Genomic DNA, 21551 nt, shown 5'->3' with positions numbered 1-21551 from the left:
TTGCGTCAATTGACGCCGTTGACCTTCAGATCGGGCTTGACCGTTGTCGGCACGATGAGTTGAGTCAGCGGCGGCAGGCTGAACGTCACGGTCTTGCCGAAACGCGGGTCGCTGGCCGGTACGCCTGTGGGAATGACGGTGGCCGTAAAGACCTTGCCGTAGCAGGCTGCATTTTCGGCTACGGTCAATGGGACATCGAAACTGGCTTGTCCGACCGGCGCCGTCATATCTCCCGAGCGCGAGGTGAAACAGGACCGGCCCGCGGCGGAATCGTCGATCTGGTAATGGAAGACCTGACCCGCCCGGGTCGCCTGATACGGTGTGACGATCAGGCGGTGGCTGGAATTCAACCGGCCCACGTTTGGTGAGTAGACGCCCGAGGCCAGGGTCTTGACGCCGTAACCTGGTGTCGATTGCACGATTAGTCGCAGGGCCGATGAGGTTGAACCCGGATTGAGCGCGATCTCCCAGGTGTAGATGCCGACCAGCTCGGTCATGACCGTGACGGGCAGGTTGAACTGGCTGAACCGGCCGTTAATGGCGTGCTCTTCACTATAGGCCAGGCGCGCCAGGGCAGGCCCGGTGCCGGTTTGTGTCAGGCTGACATCCTTCTCGATAAGTGGAAATGTGTCGTCGATGGCCCCGCTGCCTTCGTAGGTATAGCCGGCAATCACCGGACGGCTGAAACAGGTGGCGACATGGCCTGTGCGATTTTGCGGCAGGGTCAGAGTCAGGACGCGCGGATTGAGCCCCGTGCGTGCGCTGCCCAGGCCGTCGATATCGCCGCAATTGCCGATCGTGTTACGGAAATCGCTGCCCCGCAGCCGAGCCGGAAAACTACTGCGCGTATCGCAGGTGGCGCCCATATTGATAAAGGCCGTGCACGCCTGGTTCAGCGTGTCCGCCAGAAAATAGCCGCCGATGCGGCAGATGGTATCGCCGGCCAGCAAGCCTTGCTGACAGCGATTGACGGCGTCTTGCAAAATGGCGGCATCCCGCGCCTGCATCTCCGCCTGGGTTAGTTGCACCCCATCCGTCAAGTTCTGCTGCTCCCAGTCGAGCTCGCTGACCACCAGGGGCACGGCGCGGATCGGCACGGTTTCGCTGCCGATGTGCAAGGTGCCGGAATTTGCCGAGCTCACCGCGGGCAAATGCAGGTCGATGACGACCGAACCGATATTGCCGCAACCGTGCGCTGCGTTGACACCACCGCCGTGGCCGTCGACACGCTTGGCCCAGGCGCCGGAGATCCCGGTGGTACTGGCATTCGGCGAGAAATCGATGCCGTGACCGAAGACTTCATAGCGCACCGTGCCGGAACCGGCGAAGCGGGCGACCGGATCACCGCTACGCCAGATGGCGAACGGGTCGCGTTCCTGGGGTTGGGCGCAGTTGCTGTCGGGATCGCTGCGGGCCGGCGCGATGGTTTCGACGCTGGCCTGGGCGGTGGCGGCGCAGGTCAGGGCGCCGAGGCCTGCCAAGACGGCAAGCAGATGGGATTTACGCATGACTGAGCTCCTTGTGTGAAAAGCGGATTTAGGGCAGCAGCAGGTCTTTGACGATTTCGCCTTCGTCGCGCGGCAGTTCCGGCCACGTCAGGCGCGCGTCCTCGCGGCGGGCGTGGGTGAACAGGCGGGCATGTTCCAGTTGTCGGGTGATGGCGGCCATGTCGCTGCCGGGCGCCACGACCGTGTCCCAGAAAGCGATCAGACGTTCGACCTCGACCGGCCGCGCCCAAGCCCGGGCGGCGAAGGTGCGAACGGGCGACGGCGTCACCAGGATCAAGACGGCGTCGCGCTTGTTGGTGGTAATGCGCTTATTGAACAGGGAGCCGACGATCGGCGCGTCGCCCAGCACAGGCGTCTTCGACAGGCTGGAATCGCGCACGCTTTCCGACAGGCCGGACAGGATCAGGGTCGAACCAAAATCGACCTCGACCGTCGTGCTGACCGTCTGGCGCCAGGTGTTGAGCGACTCGTTGAAGGTGCCGGCGGGTTCGGCGGACAGAAACGACCGCGTCACCTCGATTTTCAACTTGGTCCTCCCGGCGTCGATCTCCAAGGGCGTCACCTTGACGTCGGTGCCGATGTCGATGTTTTCCAACGTCGCGACATTGATGCCGCCGATGGCGACCTTGGCAGAACGGCCGACGAAGAAATCCGCCGGTTCGCCGCGATAGGCGGTCAGCATGGGGCGTGCGACGACCTGGTAAGACTGACCGAAGCGATTGAACAGGTTGAGATTATAGGTCAGTTGCGGGATGGTGATAGCGTCGGTAATGGTCCGTGACACACTGCCGGCGCCGTCCGTGCTCGACTTGGTATGCTGGTTCTGGAAACCATACTGCGCCTGCAAACCGTCGAGCAGATTCATGCCGATGCTGTCTTTTTGCGAGGTCTGGGACAGGATAATGGCGACATCGACCGAAACCTGGTCAGGCGTCGCCGTTGCGATGTCATCCGTGTTGGTGACGGGTTCGCTGTCCTGGGTGCGGGTCAGGTCATTGATCCGGCGCAGGACGGCCGGCGCCTCCGTCGGGTCGAGCGCGCCGAACTCGGTGTACAGCGAACGCGCGGTGTCGGCGTGACCCACCGCGGCATGGGCCAGCACCGCTATGCGCAGAGCGTCCTTTCGCATAGCCGCATCCAGGGCGGCTCGGCGCTGACCGCCGCCAGCTGCGGGTCGCCGGCCATATAGGCGCTGGTCGCCAGGGCCAGCAGGGCGCGGGCGTCCTGCGGACGAGTCAGCACGGCCTGGGCGAAATAGGCTTCGGCGTCGTTATAGCGGCCACGGTCATACGCCGCTTTACCGGCCAGCACCGCCGCCCAATAGGCGTCCTGACCGCCGCGCAGGGCCAGATCGTATCCGGCGGCCGCGATGTCCAGCGTCTCCGGATCGCCGCCGGCCGATCGTTGATAGGCCAGGGCCAGCAAGGTCTGGCGGTTGGCGTCGCTCGGGTTGCGCGCTGCCGCGTCCCCGAAACCGCGCAAGGCGGACGGCGTGTCACCGGCGAGCAGGGCGGTGGCGGCCTTGCGCACGACGTCGCCTTCGTTCCCGGCGATGGCCGAGGTCGCAGCTGGCGGAACCGAGGCGCAGGCCGTCAAGCCGGCCATGACCAGCGCGAATACCGGCAGCCGGACCGAAACAGGGTGTGATGTCATGGTTGGCCCTCCAGGGTCCAGACGGCGCGAAGGCCGGGGGCGTCGAAGCCGAAAGTGTGGGTGCGGGAGTCGTAGTCGCATTGCCAAAGGTTGAAGAACGGATCGCCGGCGATAGCGAAGCGCTGCCCGTTCCCGACGGGCCCCGTGGCAACGGGAGTGGCATTGCCGGCCCCTTGATAGATCTTGAAAAAGGCGGCCGCGCGCGTCGTCCCGTTGACGATTTGATCCAGGCCGCCGGCGGCCGTAATCAAACGGTTGAAATCGACCGGCGCGACGGTGCGTAGGCTGTGCGAGCGCGCCGCCAGCTTGGCCTGATAGATGCCCTTGCGACGGGCGTGGACCTCGGTAGCGACTCCGTTGACAGCCAGGATGAGAGTCTGGATGGTGCCGAAATCGGCTATGGTGCAGATCGCGGTCTGGCCGGATTGGAGCACGGATTTGATAGCGGTATGACCGGTAAAGGCCGGGGCGGCATCACCGTCGGCGGGCAGGCTCGCCGACAAGACCGTCACCGCTCCCAGTAGGCGTCTGCGTGTCCATATGGTCATTTTGCACCCTGCCTTTCCGCTGGCCGGGCCATGTCGCAGCCGGCTTTTCAGCGAAATGAGGGTGGGCGACTTTCGTCCGTTTGCCCATGTTGCAACTTGTTGCAAACAGCGGTTTATCGCCGTCGGGCAGGGTCGTAATTGGCGGCGTCGCAAGTGGCGGCAGGCAGCGGGCCTATTCTATCGGCGGGCTCTTGCGTCTCTGGATCAGGCGGCCGATCTCTTTATCGTCCATCCACAGCCGGGTGATGTGCGCGGTGACCCCGGCGCCGCCCCAGGTTTCATGACGTTGCTCGGCCTTCGTCAGGAGACCCAGGGTCAGCTGGCGATCCTGGGCGACCGAGGCGAGGAAAACCGGCCAGCGATGGGTGCGGCGCGTGCCTTGGGCGATCTCGGCCATCGGCCGCGCCATCAGCAGCCGCTGCACCTCGTCGGCGCCGGCATCGAGGGCGACGCGCAGATCGGTCGCATGTCTGGCCAGGCTTTCGTCATGACGCAGGCGGGCAAATTCCGCCAGTTCCTGGACGTAACCGACATAGTCACCGTCGGCGAGGTGCATGATCCCCAGGGCGTCGTGAATAACGGCAAAGTCGGGATGGCTGCGCGCCAGGTCCTGCAGGCTTTGCCGCGCCTCGACCTCGTTGCCGGCCGACCACTGGGCCCAGGCCAAATCGGTGCGTATGGCTACGGAACCCGGCTCAATCAAACGCGCCGCAGTCAGTTCACGCAAGGCGGAGACATGCTGGCCGTTATCGGACAGGATATTGCCATACCAGAAATGGCTTTGGGCGTCCTTCGGCGCCAGGGCGATGGCCCGGCGGAAGGCCTTGCCCGCGTCCTGGGGTTTGTCCTCCCACCAATACAGGATGAAACCCTGGGCGCGCAGGGCGCCGGGAGATTGCGGATCGAGCCGCAAGGCCTTGTCGACGGCAGCCTTAGCCTTGGGGAAGGCCTGGCTGTCGCTGAGCGTACCGAATTCGCGTGACAACAGATAGGCATCAGCCAAACTGGCCCATGCTGGCGCGAAATTGGGCTCGCTGCGTGTCGTCGCCTCCAGAGCGGTGATGGCGCGTTGCAAGGCTTCTGGGGTGCGTTGGGCGGAATCGTCGCGCGCTTGCAGGTAAAGGGCGCTGATTTTCGGATCGGAGGGCAGGTCGCGCGAGGTCGCGTGGTGAGGCGTATTGATCGTTAGGACCACCACGGTCGCGATCACTGCCAGCCCGAGCGCGGCAGCACCGCCGATCAAGCGTTTGTGGGCGGTCAGATAGGTGCGGATCGGCGCCAGGGGGGCAGGCGGTTCGGAATGACTGTCGTCGTCGAGGCCCGATTGCGTGCCCGCCCAACGATCAAGCTCGTCTTTCAGTGCATAGACGGTGCCGGTCTTGCCACCGGGTAGCCGCCGCACGGGCAAGCCGCGGGTCCGCGCCCAACGCATGACCGTGGTGCGGTCGCGGCCGAAATGGGCGCCGACAGCTTTCCAACCATCTATGCGATTTGACGACGTCATAACGCGGAATCCCCGGATTCACCGCAGGATAGGTTTTGCGTCGAAAAAATACAAACATGAAATCACAGTGTTACCTTTTCGGCCTCCGCACGCAGCGGGCAAGTGCCCGCCGCGCACGTTTGCGCGAGCCATGCGGCATTTGAGCTGAAGAAAAGCGCAAATCGTCATTCTTCATGACGGTTTGTGTAACTTGACAAGGCGGTGAACTCAGGGGCTATTTTCCGCTCATGAAGCTGCTGTTTATCCACCAGAATATGCCGGGCCAATTCAAGCATCTGGTGCCCTTGCTGGTGAATGCCGGCCACGAGATCGTCTTTCTCACCAAACAGAAGACGCTGAAAATCCCGGGCGTTCGCAAGCTGGTTTACACGCCGCACCGCACGGCGCGGGCCTCCACACACCATTATCTGCGCCAGTTCGAGAACGGCCTCCTGCATGGCCAAGGCGTGGCGCGCCTGTGTCAGCAATTGGCGAGGGAAGGTTTCCGCCCCGACCTGATCATCGCCCATCCCGGCTGGGGCGAGACTCTCTTCGTCAAGGAAACGTTTCCCAAGGCGCCGCTGCTCAGCTATTGCGAATTTTATTATACGGCTTCGGGCGCCGATTTCGGCTTCGATCCGGCCAATAAGGTCACGCTCGACGATCAGTGCCGGGTGCGCGCCCGCAACGCCCACCTGCTGCTCAGCCTGGAACTGGCCGACCGCGGCTGGAGCCCGACCAAGTGGCAGAAATCGCGCCACCCGAAAGCCTTCCAGGACAAGATCGCCACCATTTTCGACGGGATCGACACCTTCATCGCCAAGCCCAATCCTGGCGCGAAGCTGCGCCTGCCCAATGGTCGCATTCTGACGCCGGCCGACGAGATCATCACCTATGTCGCGCGCAATCTCGAACCCTATCGCGGCTTCCCGACCTTTATGCGTGCACTACCAGAGCTGCTGAAAACGCGGCCGAACGCGCAAGTCCTGATCGTTGGGGGTGAGGGCGTCTCTTACGGCTCGGCCCCGGCAGAAGGCGGTACGTGGAAAGAGGCTATGCTGCGCGAAACCGGTCCCGTGCCCGATCGCGTCCACTTCCTCGGCCATCTGCCCTATGATGCCTTTATGCGCGTCCTTCAGGTGTCGTCCGCGCACATTTATCTGACCTATCCTTTCGTTCTGTCATGGTCCTTCATGGAGGCGATGGCGGCCGGCTGCCTGATGATCGGCTCGGACACTGCGCCGGTCCGCGAAGTCCTGAAACATGGCGAAAACGGCTGGCTGACCGATTTCTTCGACCCGGCCAGCCTGGTCGAAACGGTCGCCATGGCCCTTGAAAGTCCCCATCGCGCCCGTATCCGCGGCGCCGCGCGCGGCACCATTCTGGGCCGCTACGATTTGCAAACCTGCCTGCCGCAGCAGCTGGAACTGATCGAGCAGATGAGCGGCAAGTTGATCCTGCCGCGCGCCGCCAACTGACCTGCGGGGACATTATACCGTAACGCCGGTTGGCGCGAAAAGCCCGGGAATCCGGCGTCACACCCCCTGTTCAAGGGATGACAAGTCGCCACATTACAGCATTTGTAAAGATTAACACGTTGTTAATCCCCATGAATTTGTGGGATGACAAGGTTACGTCGCGTGTCGGGATACGCGACGAACGCCGCCGTGAGCGCGGGGGATACAGGCAGGGACATCATGGTTGACATCATCGGCACCGAGTTCAACGACAACCTTTCCGGCACGGACCAGGATGACGCCATCCGCGGCAATCAGGGCGATGACCAACTGGCCGGCGGCGCCGGCGACGACGCCTTCATCTTCGCCGTCGGCGACGGTCACGACACCATCATTGTCCAGGACTACGCCAGCGGCGACACCGACGGCATCGTCATCGAGGGCGACCTTACCCTGGCCGACGTCTGGTTCGAACGCACACAGTCCTATAACCCGAACTATGGCACCACCTATTTCGACCTTGTTATTCACTATGGTTCGGCCGGCGACACCATCACCTTGCGTGGCCAGTTCAACAACCAGATCTTCAACACGACCGGCTATAACGCCATTCAAACCCTGACCATCGGCGGCCAAACCTATAGCCTTACCGATGCTCTGAACCTGCGCGGTGACAACAACAACAATCTGATTCAGGGCGAGGGCGGCAATGATACGCTGACAGGCCTGGCGGGCGGCGATCAGCTCTATGGCTATAGCGGGAATGACGTCCTGGACGGTGGCGCCGACAATGATCAATTGTACGCGTCCGACGGCAACGATACTGTGACCGGCGGCACCGGCGACGACAATCTCTTCGGTGGTGCCGGCAATGATCGCTTCATCTTCCACATAGGCGACGGCCACGACACGGTCAATGTCCAGGATGCCAATGGTGGCGATGCCGATGTCATTGAAATCAATGGCGATCTGACCATTGCCGACGTTTGGTTCGAACGCACCCAATCCTACGATCCCAACTATGGCACGGCCTATTTCGACCTGGTTATCCACTATGGTCCGAACGATGACACGATCGTTCTCAATCGCCAGTTCAAGAACCAGATATTCAATGCGACCGGCTATAATGAAATCCACACCCTCATTATCAACGGCACGTCCTACAGCCTGACCGACGCGCTCAATCTGCGCGGCAACGATAGCAACAACCTCATCCAGGGCCAGGGCGGCAACGATACGCTTAGTGCCGGTGGCGGTGACGACCAGGTCTACGGCTACGAAGGCAACGATATCCTGAACGGCGAGGCCGGCAATGATGCCGTCGTGGCGGCTGGCGGCAACGACACCCTGACCGGCGGCACAGGCAATGACGGTCTTTACGGCGGCGCTGGCAACGACCGCTTTATTTTCCATGCCGGCGACGGTCAGGACGCCGTCTACGTCCAGGATGCACTCAATACCGATACCGACGTCGTCGAGATCCAGGGCGACCTGACCATAAGCGACGTCTGGTTCGAACGCGTGCAAAACTTCAACCCCAATTGGGGCACGGCCTATTTCGATCTGGTCATCCACTATGGCTCGAATGGCGATACGATCCAACTCAACGGTCAGTTCAACAATCAGATTTTCAATACCACCGGCTATAACGAAATCCGCACCCTGATCGTCGGTGGGGTCGAATATAATATCGTCGACCATCTGCATTTGCGCGGCACCGACGGCAATGAGCTGGTCCAGGGCAATGGCGGCAACGATACCCTCGATGCGCTTGGCGGCAACGATCAGGTTTACGGCTATGAAGGCAATGACATCCTCAATGCCGGTTCGGGAGACGACAATCTCTACGGCGCCGGCGGCCAGGACACCCTGACTGGCGGCACTGGCAATGACGGCTTATATGGTGGCGCCGGCAATGACCGCTTTGTCTTCCACGCCGGCGACGGCCAGGACGCCGTCGACGTGCAAAATGCCGCGGCCGACGACAATGACGTGGTCGAAATTCTCGGCAATCTCACCATCGATGACGTCTGGTTCGAGCGCGCCCAGTCCTTCAACGGCAATTACGGTTACGCCTATTTCGATCTGATCATCCACTATGGTTCGAACGGCGACACCATCCGCCTGAACGGCCAGTTCAACAACCAGATTTTCAATACGACCGGCTACAATCAGGTGCGCACCCTGATCGTCGGCGGCATCGAGTACAGCCTGACCGGCGACCTCAACCTGCGTGGCACCGAGAACGGCGAGACCGTCCAGGGTAATGAGGGCAATGACGTCCTCAATGCGCTCGGTGGCAACGACTATCTCTATGGTTATGGTGGCAACGACATCGAAAACGCCGGCGCCGGCAACGACGTTATCTACGGCCACGCCGGCAATGATACGATCGACGGCGGCACCGGCAATGACGCCCTCTACGGCGGCGCGGGCGATGACCGCTTCACCTTCCATGTTGGCGACGGCCAGGACTATATCGGCATTCAGGATTTCGCTACCGGTGACGTCGACACGGTCGAACTTCAAGGCCCACTCACCATGGGCGACGTCTGGTTCGAGCGCGGCTACACCTTTAACGGCAATTACGGCTACGGTTATTTCGACCTCATCGTCCACTATGGCAATGACGGCGACAGCATCACCCTGGCCGGCCAGTTCAACAACGACTATTTCAACACCACAGGCTACAACAAGATCGACAATCTCGTTGTTGGCGGCACGACCTACCACCTCAGCGACGGCCTCAACCTGCGCGGAACGACGGGCAATGAGGACGTTACCGGCACCGCCGGCGAAGACACCATTCAGGGCCTCGAAGGCAATGACCGCATGTACGGTCTTGCCGGCGACGACATCATCTTCGGCGGTCTCGGCAACGACAGCCTCTATGGCGGCGACGGCATCGACATAGCGGTCTATGACGGCCAGGAGTCCGACTACACCATTACGGTCAATGGCAATGTAACGACGGTCGTCGACAATCGCGACCATTCGCCCAACGGCACGGATATTCTCTACGATATCGAGGTCATCCAGTTTGCCGAACAGGACGCCGGCACGGGTTCCGTGACACGCATCGGCACTAACGGCGATGACGTGCTCACCGGCGGCAATTTCGCCGACACCATCTATGGCTATGAAGGCAATGACAGCCTGACGGGGCTGGACGGTCGCGACATCATCGGCGCCGGCGACGGCAATGATAGCGTCGACGGTGGCGCCGGCAACGACGTCATCTACGGCCAGGCCGGCAATGATACGTTGGCCGGCGGTGACGGCGACGACTTTATCGCCGACGACGGCGGCCGCAACACGATAACCGGCGGTGCCGGCGACGACGTCATCCGCGCCAACGGCGACATCGACGGCGGCGATGGCAATGACGTCATCAACGGCGCCTGGTACGCCAGCACGACGGCAGGCGATCACATCGACGGCGGCGCCGGTAACGACACCATCACCGGCAACAGCAATAATAGCGACAGCGCCAATACCCTGAGCGGCGGCGACGGCAACGACAATATCACCGGCGGCGGTTACGCCGACTCGCTGGACGGCGGCATCGGCAGCGATACCTTGGCAGGTGGCGCCGGCGAAGACACCTACAGCGGCGGCACCGGCAATGACACGATCGACGACGGCAGCGGCCGCAGCACGATTTCGGGCGGCAGCGGCGATGACCGTATCTGGGCCAATGGCGACATCGCTGCCGGCGACGGCGACGACATCGTCTACGGCAACTATTACGGCGGCACCGGCGCGGCCGGCGACAGCATCAGCGGCGGCGACGGCAATGACAGCCTGTGGGCCAGTACCCATAATAGCGGAGGCGTTAATGCGATTGACGGCGGCGCCGGTGACGACCAGATCAGTGGCGCCGGTTACGGCGACTCCATAAGCGGTGGTACCGGTGATGACGTCATCACAGCCGGCGGCGGCGATGATACGGTCGATGGCGGCACGGGCCTCGATTTCCTCTACATCAACGGCAATCGCAGTGATTTCACCCTTACACGCGATCCCGATACCGGCATGATCACCCTTGTCGACAATCGCGACGGTTCGCCCCAGGGCACGGACACGATGTCTCACATCGAAGTCATCCGCTTCAACGACTCCGATGTCACCTACGAAGGCCGCGTCCTGACCGGCACGACCGATGCCGACACCATCGATGGCTCGGCGGCCAATGATACGATTTCGGGCCTTGACGGCAATGACGTTATCCGCGGCCGCGGCGGTGCTGATTCCATCGACGGCGGGGCGGGCGACGACAATGTCACCGGCAGCATCGATGGCGATACCATCGCAGGCGGCGACGGCAACGACTATATCAACGCCCTAACAGGCGACAACAGCATTGCCGGCGGCGCCGGTGCAGACACCATCTATGGCGACAGCGGCAATGACACCGTGTCCGGCGACGACGGCAATGACTATATCGCGGGCTATTACGGTCACAATGCCCTGAGCGGCGGTGGCGGCAACGATACCGTCTATGGCTCGGGTGTCCTCGATGGCGGCACGGGCGACGACTACCTCAATGCCGATTACGCTGTCGATTTCGGCGCGACCCTCACAGGCGGGGCCGGCAACGACTACCTCGTCGCCACGCAGAACAATACCGCCACGGCCAACAGCCTGGACGGCGGCGACGATAACGACACCCTGATCGGCGGCAACCAGGGCGACAGCCTGTCGGGCGGCGCCGGCAACGACACCATCTATGGCTATGGCGGCAATGACACGGTCGATGGCGGCACCGGCCTCGACATCTACTATGTCAGCGGCAACCGCGCCGACTACACCCTGATCGAAGACGGCGACACCGGCACCATTACCCTGACCGACAATCGCGACGCGCCCAATAACGGCAGCGATGTCCTGACCGGTATCGAGGTCATCCGCTTCAGCGACCAGGACGTTTCCTATCAGGGTCTCGTCATCCCCGGCACTACCGATCCCGATACACTGGAAGGCTCGGCCGCCGGCGACACCATGACCGGCCTCGACGGCAATGACGTGATCCATGGCTATGGCGGCGCCGACAGCATAGACGGTGGCGCCGGCAACGACACCGTCTATGGCGGGCTGGGCAAGGATACCATCGACGGCGGCGCCGACAACGATCAGCTCTTGGGCGAAGCAGGCGACGACTCCGTTTCAGGCGGCGACGGCAACGACTACATTTACGACTATAGCGGCATCAACACCCTGGCCGGCGGCATCGGCAACGACGGCATCTCCGGCGACGGCTCGCTCGACGGCGGCGACGGTAATGACGTCCTGTCCGGCGGCAGCGGCGACGACACGATTGCCGGCGGCGACGGCAATGACGCCATCTATGCCTATGGCGGCAATGACAGCGTCGACGGCGGCGCCGGGCTCGACACGGTTTTTGTCAGCGGATCGCGTTCGGACTTTTCGATTTCGCTCGACGAGTTGACCGGCACGATCACCCTGACCGACCTGCGCGATGGCTCGCGCTATGGCACCGACGTCCTGAGCGGGGTCGAACTGATCCAGTTCGACGACGATGCCATCAGCCTGACCGGTAATGACGGCATAGATACCATGGGCAGCGTCTTCTCCGACACCATCTACGGCACGACCGGCAACGACACCATCAGCGCCGGCGACGGCGGCGACCATGTCGAGGGCGGCATCGGCAACGACCTGATCGACGGCGGTGACGGCCAGGACGTCCTTTATGGCCAGCAAAGCGACGACACGATCAGCGGCGGCGCCGGTAATGACTATATCGAAGGCAATACCGGCAATGACAGTCTGTCGGGCGATGCCGGCAACGACCAGATGCACGGCGGCGACGGCCTCGATGTCCTGGCTGGCGGCGACGGCAACGATGCGCTGTACGGCGAGGTCGGCAATGACAACGTATCCGGCGACGCCGGCGACGACTATATTTCTGATAGTAACGGCGACAATACGCTGTCCGGTGGCGAGGGTAACGACACCCTCCTCGGCACAGGCTCCCTGTCCGGCGGTCTCGGCAATGACACTGTCACCGTCTATTCCGGCACCGGCAATGGCGACGGCGGCAACGACACCCTGACCGGCAGCAGCGGATCCGAGACCCTAAACGGCGGCACCGGCAACGACAAACTGTCGGGCCTGGGCGGCGGCGATCACCTCAATGGCGGTGACGGCAATGACGTCATCCTCGGCGATTCCGGCCAGGACGGCAATGACACCATTGACGGCGGCGCAGGCTATGACGTCGCCTACTATACGGGCGCGATCTCCGACTACACTATCACCACCCTGTCCGGCGTCACCACGATCACCGACAACCGTGACGGTTCGCCCGAAGGCACGGACGTCCTGACCGGTGTCGAGCTGCTCATCATTGGCGATGTCGAATACGACCTGACGGCGCCGGCTGCCGGGCAGTACGTGCCTGGCACCTCGGCCGACGACCTGCTGTCGGGCGCGGGTTATAATCTTGACGGCAATGACACCATCGACGTCCTGTCCGGCTTCGACCACGTCCAAGCCGGCGCCGGCAACGACATCGTCTTCGGCCGCATCGGCAATGACGTCCTCGAAGGCGACTACGGCGCCGACACCATGATCGGCGGCAGCGGCGACGACACCTTGCTGGGCGGTTCCGGCAATGACGTCCTCTATGGCTCCGACGGCAGCGCCGGTGGTTACAGCGACAATGCCGACGGCAATACCGACGGCCATCCCGATTTCGACCGCGACTCGCTGGATGGCGGCACCGGCAACGACACCCTGATCGGCGGCAATGGCGAAGACGTGCTGAGCGATTGGTCCGGCACCAACGCCCTCTATGGCGGGGACGACGGCGACAACCTGGCAGGCACGGGCTTGCTAGACGGCGGCGACGGCAACGACAATATCACCGGCTCCGGCACCCTGCTGGGCCAGGCCGGCAACGACGTCATCGACGGTTCCGGTACGCTGGACGGAGGCTCCGGCAACGACGTCATCTACGCCCGCGCCGGCGCGACCGCCCTGGGCGGCGATGGCAATGACCAACTTTACGGCCATCCCTACTATGGCGGCAATGAAACTTTCGACGGCGGCGCCGGCGACGACACCATCAACGCCTATTACGGCGATGACAGCGTCGATGGCGGTGACGGCAATGACGTCATCGAAGGTTCGTACGGCCACGATACCCTCAACGGTGGCGCCGGCAACGACACCATCTCCGACGTCGATGGCGCCACGATCGATGGCGGCGCCGGCAATGACGCCATCACCGGCGGCTATGGCACCGACTCCATCCTCGCCGGCAGCGGCAACGACACCATCAATGCCCGCGACGGCGATGACAATATCACAGCCGGATCCGGCGACGACCTGATCACGGGCGGCGCCGGCAGCGATATCATTGACGCCGGCGACGGCTACGATGTCGTCACCTTCGCCGGTGCGCGCACCCTCTACAGCGTTGTCAGCGACGGTTCTGGCGGCTATTTCGTCGTCGACAACCGCGGCACGGACGGCGCCGACCACGTCACAGCGGCTGAAGTCCTGCGCTTCTCGGATATCGACTTGGTTGTCACCGCCGCCAATGCCGGCATGATCCTGACCGGTGGCGTAGACGCAGCCACCCTTCTTGGCACCGGCTTCGACGACAGCATTTCCGGCGGCGCCGGCAACGAAGTCATCGGCGGCCAGGCCGGCAATGACATTCTCAGCGGCGGCGATGGCTTCGACACGGTCGATGGCGGCGCCGGTTATGATCGCCTCGATGGCGGCGCCGGCTCCGACGTCATCTTCGGTGGCACAGGCGAAGACACGCTGGACGGCGGCATCTCCGGCCGCGATACCCTGGACGGCGGCGACGGCAATGACACCATTTCCGGCGGCTCGGACAATGACGTGCTGACGGGCGGGGCCGGCGACGACTCCATTATCGGCGGCACAGGGGCGGACTCCGTCGATGGCGGCATCGGTAACGACACCATCACGGCCAATGGCACGGTCCACGGCGGCGCCGGCAATGACAGCCTCGAAGGTGGCGGCGCCCAATCCGGCGACGACGGCAATGACGTCCTGGTCAGCAGCACAAACGGCTCCGACACCCTTGACGGCGGCGCCGGCAATGATGCGCTCTTTGTCTATAACGCCACAGGCTTCGGCGGCGATGGCAACGATACGCTGAGCGGCTATCACGGCTCGACCGGCACGTCGGGCAACGAATATCTCGACGGCGGCATCGGCGACGACGCCCTGTTCGGCTATGGCGGTGGCGATACCCTGATCGGCGGCCAGAACGACGACAGCCTGACCGGCGGTGGTGGCAACGATATCCTTTATGGCGGTTCCGGCTCCGACAAGGGCTACTTCTCCGGCCGCATCGCCGATCACACGGTCAGCGTCGACGGCAATGGTAATGTCCGCATCGAAAGCGCCGACTATGTCGTCAGCTACCATGTCGACGAAGACGGCTTCGTCACCGACGGCGCCCTGGTTTCCGACAAGCGCGGTATCGACGGCCAGGACATCGTCTATAGCGTCGAACTGCTGGTCTTCTCCGACGGCGATCTCGAACTGCGGCCCTATAGCAATGTCGGCCTGACCATTATCGGCACGACCGGCGACGACATCCTCATCGGCGACATCGGCAACGACACCATCGACGGCCGCGACGGCAATGACCGCGTCATCGGCGACGACGGCAATGACAGCCTGACCGGCGGCCTCGGCAACGACGTCCTGTTCGGCGACAGCGGTGGCGACACCTTGTCCGGCGGCGACGGCAGCGACCACATCTACGGCGGCGAAGGTGCCGATAACGCCCAGGGCGGCGCTGGCGACGACACGATCGACGGCGATCACGGCGGCGATATCCTCGCGGGCGGCGACGGCAATGACGTCATCACCGCCGGCACGGGCGACGATTCCGTCACCGGCGACGACGGCAATGACACGATCGACGGCGGTTCCGGCAATGACTCCGTTTCCGGCGGTATTGGCGACGACTATATCACCAGCAACGGCGGCACGGCCGCGGGCGATGGCGGCAACGACTATCTCTACGGCTCGGCCACCCTGTCCGGTGGTGACGGCGCCGATACCATCTACGGCTGGACGCTTGCCCACGGCGACGGCGGCAACGACGCCCTGGCCATTGTCGGCGGCGGCACGGGCGACGGCGGCGACGGCAATGACGTCCTGTCGGGCTGGGATCCGTACAGCTATAGCGACGGCAGCCAGACCCTGAGCGGCGGCGCCGGCGACGACACCATCTACGGCAATTTCAGTGCCGACTCGTTGAGCGGCGACGCCGGTAATGACGTCCTCGACGGCGGCCAGGACGACGACCGCATCGACGGCGGCAGCGGCCAGGACACCCTGATCGGTGGCGGTGGCAATGACAGCCTGGCCGGCGGCGACGACAGCGACACGGCGGCCTATGGCGCGGCTCGGGTCCTCTATTCCGTCATCAAGGACGGCGAGGGCGGCTACATCGTCGTCGCCAATCGCTCCGGCGAAGGCCAGGACGGCCTGACCGCCATAGAGACCGCGTCCTTCAGCGACCAGATCCTGGCGCTGAACGCCTCGACGGCCGGCGACATCCACATTGGCACTACGGGATCGGACTCCTTAAGTGGCGGCGCCCAAGACGACAGCCTGGTCGGCAGCAGCGGTAATGACTCTCTCTACGGCCTGGCCGGCAACGACCAGCTCGAAGGCGGTGACGGCAACGACGTCATCTCCGGCGGCGACGGTTATGACGTTATCTCCGGCGGTGCCGGCAATGACCAGGTCCTGGCCGGCGACGGCGAAGACACTGTGTCCGGTGGCGCGGGCGACGACGCCCTGAGCGGCGAGGGCGGTAACGACACCATCTCCGACAGCGAAGGCTGGAATAACCTGTCCGGCGGCGCCGGCGACGACGTCATCCGTGGCAATGGCGACATTCATGGCAACGACGGCCAGGACCTCATCGAAGGCACCGGCCACCTGTTCGGCGATGCCGGCAATGACGTCATCAATGTCTACGGCGCCTCGACGGCGCTGGGCGGCGACGGTAACGACTCGATCTCGCAGGTCTGGCCTTACGACAGCAACCAGGTCATGTCGGGTGAAGCCGGCGACGATGTGCTCTCGGCGGGTTACGGCTCCGACACCCTGTCGGGCGGCGACGGCAATGACGTGGTCGGCGGCGGTGGCGGTGACGACAGCATCACCGGCGAAGCGGGCAATGACAGCCTATATGGCGGCAATGGCTACGACGTCCTCCAAGGCGGCGACGGCAATGACCGCATGGACGGCGGCGAAGGCGACGACCGTCTCGAAGGCGGCTTAGGCACGGACAGCTTCTACGGCGGCGGGGGTAACGACAAGCTCTACGGCGGCGGGTCGTCCGGCGCGCCCGACACGGCCTATTACAGCGGCAACCGCAACGATTACACGGTCATCGAATCCGGCGGCAAGATCGTCGTCACCGATAATCGCGGCGGCTCGCCGGAAGGCGAAGATACCCTGTACGGTATCTACAACCTGGTCTTTGCTGATGGCGACTATATCGGCACGCCGAACTTTGGTTACAGCTATGCCGGCTCGTCCCTCGGCGACATCATCTCCGACCATTCCAGCAGCGGCGTCACCTCGAACCGCCCGGGCTCGATCGACGTCAGCTCCGGTGATGACATTATCCATGGCTTTGGCGGCGACGACGTCATTTCCGGCCTGGCCGGTGCCGACCAGATCTGGGGCGGTGACGGCAATGACACCGTCTATGGCGGCACCGAACCTGACATCATCTACGGCGAGGCCGGCAATGATGTGCTCGACGGCGGCGACGAAGACGACCTGATTTCCGGTGGTGACGACAATGACGTCCTCACCGGCGGCGGCGGCGAAGACGCCCTGTCCGGCGATGCCGGCGGCGACGTCATTCACGGCGGTGACCAGGACGATCGCATCGACGGCGGCGCCGGTAACGACTCGATCTACGGCGACAACGGCAACGACATCATCCACGGCGATGCCGGCGATGATGTCATCATCGACCTCAGCGGCGCCAATCTCATTGCCGGCGACGACGGCAATGACACCATCACCGCGTCGGGCGATATCTCCGGCGGCATTGGCAACGACGTCATCACCGGTGGTGCCGGAGACGACACCTTGGCCGGGGACGAAGGCGACGACACGATCACCGACCTGTCCGGTGACAACACCGTCAGCGGCGGCGAGGGCAACGACTCCATTGTGGCCAGCGGCACGCTGTCGGGCGGCGCCGGCGACGACACCCTCCAGGGCGCGGCGTCCAGCGACAGCATCGACGGCGGCGACGGGCAGGACAGCCTGATCATCGCCGGCAACCGCGACGACTATTCGCTGATCGCCTCCGGTGAAGGCTATATCCTGGTCGATCACGCCACCGGTGCGGCCGACACGATCGCCAATATCGAAACCCTGGTCTTCGACGACACCACCCTGACCTCGTGGCTGGGCGGCGAGATCATGACCGGCGCCGACGCCTCGGAAAACCTGCCCGGAACCTCGCTCGACGACTCGATCAGCGGCGGCCTCGGCAATGACACGATCGGCGGCGGCAACGGCCACGACCGTCTCGACGGCGGCGAGGGCGATGACGATATCGACGCCGGCGCCGGCAACGACTACGTCCAGGGTGGCGGCGGCAACGACTCTATCGAAGGCGTGGGCGGCAATGACACCCTGGCCGGCGGCGCGGCGACCGACACCGTCAATGGCGGCGCTGGCGCCGACACCATCGACGGTGATGATGGTGCCGATATCCTGCACGGCAATGACGACAATGACGTCATCCACGGCGGCTTCGGTAATGACGACATCCACGGCGACAATGGCAACGATACCGTTGACGGCGGCAATAATGACGACACGATCGACGGCGGCGCCGGCAACGACAACCTGACCGGCGGCCAGGGCAATGACAGCCTTTTCGGTAGCGACGGCGACGATGTCCTCAGCGATGCCTCCGGCAGCAACCGTCTCGATGGCGAAGCCGGTAATGACACGCTCGACGGCTCGGGCGTCCTCAACGGCGGTAACGGCGACGACCGCATCGATGTCCGCAGCGGCGAAGGCCACGGCGGCGGCGACAATGACAGCCTCTACGGCCACGACCTCGCCGACAGCCTCTATGGCGACGACGGTAATGACGTCATCGACGGCGGCGGCGCTGCCGATACCATCTTCGGCGGCAATGGTTCCGACAGCCTGTCGGGCGGGGCTGGAAACGACTCCATCTCCGGCGAGGCCGGCGACGACCATATTACCGGCGGCTCTGGTGACGACACCATTGACGGCGGGGACGGCACGGACACGACCCATTTCGCCGGCGCCCGCGACCACTACACCGTGGCCGCCGACGGCAATGGCGGCTATGTCATCGTCGACAACTTCGCCGACCAGGGCGAGGATCACGCCGTTAATGTCGAGTATCTCGCCTTCGACGACATAACGATCGACCTCGCGACCGCCAATATCGGCATCATCTATAACGGCCAGACGACGCCCGACCACAAGATCGGCACCGATGCCAACGACACCCTGCGCGGTTTCGGCGGCGACGATACGCTCGAAGGCGCCGGCGGCAATGACTCGCTGATCGGCGATGACGGCGCCGACCGCTTGATCGGCGGCGACGGCAATGATCGCCTCGACGGCGGTTCCGGCATCGACACGATGCTGGGCGGCAAGGGCGCGGACACCTATGTCGTTGACGACAGCCACGACGTCGTCGACGAAACCATCGACAACACGGTCGACGACCAAGCGGTCGACACGGTCCTCGCTGATACCGACTACACTCTTGCCGACCGTGTCGAAAACCTCACCCTACAAGGTGTGGCCAATCTTAACGGCACGGGCAATGCCCTGGCCAACACGATCCTCGGCAATATCGGCAACAATATCCTCGATGGCGGGACCGGTGCCGACACCCTGACGGGCGGAGCCGGCAACGACACCTATATCGTCGACACCGGCACGGACGTCGTGGTCGAACTGGCCTCCCAGGGCACCGACACGGTCCTGGCCTCGGCCAGCTACACTCTGGTGGCCAATGTCGAAAACCTGACCCTGACCGGCAGCGGACATATCGACGGCACCGGCAACGCGGCGGTCAATATCCTGCGCGGTAATTCTGGCAACAACGCGCTCGACGGCGGGGCGGGTGCCGACACCATGTACGGTGGCTCGGGCAACGACACCTATTATGTCGACATTACCGGCGACCTCGTCATCGAAGACAGCCAGACCGGCACCGACGATGGCGGCAACGACACGGTACGCTCGCAGATCGGCTACACCCTCGGCGCCTTTGTCGAAAACCTGGTCCTGCTCGGTTCAGCCAACCTCAACGGCAACGGCAATAGCGACGCCAACAGCCTGACCGGTAATACCGGCAATAACGCCCTGAAGGGCTGGGGCGGCAATGACATCCTCAATGGCGGCGCCGGTATCGACATCATGACCGGCGGCCTCGGCGACGACACCTATTATGTCGACGACGTCAACGACAAGGTCGTCGAAACCACCGGTCAGGGTACGGACAGCGTCATCGCCTCCGTCACCTACACCCTGGCTGGCCAGCAGATCGAGAACCTGACCCTCACCGGTGCGGCGGCGCTCGACGGCACCGGCAACAGCCTGGTCAACACGCTGACGGGTAATGCCGGTATCAATCGCCTCTATGGCCTGGCCGGCAATGACACGCTCGACGGCGGGGCAGGGGCCGACATCCTCACCGGCGGTACGGGCGACGACACCTATATCGTCGACAATGCCGGCGACTCCGTCGTCGAAGCCAGTGGCGAAGGCACGGATACGGTCCTGTCTTCGGTAACCTACACCATCTCTGGCGCCCAGGTTGAGAACCTGACCCTGAGCGGCAGCGCCGACATCGACGGCACCGGGAACAGCCTGAACAACCTCCTCACCGGCAATAGCGGTATCAACCGCCTCTATGGCCTGGCGGGCAATGATACGCTCGACGGCGGCTCGGGCGCGGATATCCTGACTGGCGGCACCGGCGACGACACCTATGTCATTGACAATGCCGGCGATACGATCGTCGAAGCTATCGGCCAGGGCACCGACACCGTCATGGCGTCCATCACCTTCAACCTCAATGCCCTCCAGGTCGAGAACCTGACCTTGACCGGCAGCGCGGTCGACGGCACCGGCAACAGCTTCAACAACAGCCTGACCGGCAATGCCGCGGTCAACCACCTCTACGGTCTGACCGGTAACGATATCCTGGATGGCGGGGCAGGGGCCGATGTCCTGACCGGCGGCTTTGGCGACGACACCTACTATGTCGACAATGCCGGCGACAGCGCCGTCGAGGTGAGCGGCCAGGGCACCGACACCGTCTTTGCCTCGGTCAGCTTCACCCTGGCGGGCCAGCAGCTCGAAAACCTGACCCTGACGGGGACGGCGGCGGACGCCACCGGCAACAGTCTGGCCAACAGCCTGACCGGCAATGCCGCCGCCAACCACCTCTACGGCCAGTCGGGCAACGACATCCTCGACGGCGGCGCCGGGGCCGACATCCTGACGGGCGGGCTGAATGCCGATACCTTCGTCTTCGGCCTGAACAGCGGTCTCGACACGATCAGCGATTTCACCGCCGCGCAGAACGACATGATCGACCTGCATGCCTACAGCAATGGCGTGCAGAACGGCGGCGGCGTGGTCATCACCCAGGACGGCAACGACACGCGCATCGATCTCGGCGGTGGCAATGTCGTCGTCGTGGCCCACAGCCACGTCGCCGACCTCACCGGCCATATCGTCTGGTAGGGCCCAAGCGCAATCCAAAAAATGCCTCCCATTTTTTGGAAATATTGCGCGTTAAAACAAGAGATTAGAGCGAAATGACTGCCTATCTAAAGTCATT

General features: G+C 63.5%; 7 protein-coding genes. 2 read left to right on the top strand and 5 right to left on the bottom strand.

Annotation, left to right across the window (positions count from 1 at the left end; translation table 11 throughout):
* Positions 1 to 5: 5 nt before the first annotated feature.
* The 5 genes from AC1DX3_RS22155 to AC1DX3_RS22135 form a co-directional block, all read right to left on the bottom strand.
* Positions 6 to 1508: a hypothetical protein gene (locus AC1DX3_RS22155; RefSeq protein ID WP_476991527.1), complete on the bottom strand. Its 1503-nt coding sequence runs from the start codon at positions 1506 to 1508 to the stop codon at positions 6 to 8.
* Positions 1509 to 1536: 28 nt separating this feature from the next.
* Positions 1537 to 2637: a hypothetical protein gene (locus AC1DX3_RS22150; protein WP_476991526.1), complete on the bottom strand. Its 1101-nt coding sequence runs from the start codon at positions 2635 to 2637 to the stop codon at positions 1537 to 1539.
* Positions 2613 to 3161 (bottom strand): hypothetical protein, encoded by a 549-nt coding sequence (locus AC1DX3_RS22145; RefSeq protein WP_476991525.1) that lies wholly within the window; start codon positions 3159 to 3161, stop codon positions 2613 to 2615. The genes AC1DX3_RS22150 and AC1DX3_RS22145 overlap by 25 nt, the downstream gene beginning before the upstream one ends.
* A complete protein-coding gene (locus tag AC1DX3_RS22140) occupies positions 3158 to 3709 on the bottom strand; it encodes a hypothetical protein (protein ID WP_476991524.1) in 552 nt (183 codons plus the stop codon). The genes AC1DX3_RS22145 and AC1DX3_RS22140 overlap by 4 nt, the downstream gene beginning before the upstream one ends.
* A 172-nt stretch (positions 3710 to 3881) precedes the next feature.
* On the bottom strand, positions 3882 to 5213 hold the full coding sequence (locus AC1DX3_RS22135; protein ID WP_476991523.1) for a tetratricopeptide repeat protein: 1332 nt from the start codon (positions 5211 to 5213) through the stop codon (positions 3882 to 3884).
* Between the two features lie 227 nt (positions 5214 to 5440).
* Here AC1DX3_RS22135 and AC1DX3_RS22130 point away from each other — a divergent pair, with 227 nt between their 5' ends.
* Entirely contained in the window at positions 5441 to 6670 is a 1230-nt protein-coding gene (locus tag AC1DX3_RS22130) for a glycosyltransferase family 4 protein (RefSeq protein WP_476991522.1), read from the top strand.
* 219 nt (positions 6671 to 6889) lie between these two features.
* Positions 6890 to 21454: a rhizobiocin RzcA gene (locus tag AC1DX3_RS22125; RefSeq protein WP_476991521.1), complete on the top strand. Its 14565-nt coding sequence runs from the start codon at positions 6890 to 6892 to the stop codon at positions 21452 to 21454.
* Positions 21455 to 21551: the final 97 nt, after the last annotated feature.

The sequence above is a fragment of the Asticcacaulis sp. P2_B1 genome (assembly GCF_056404915.1).
Note: the sequence above shows the minus strand (reverse complement) of the source record. Positions and strands in the feature narration are given on the sequence as shown.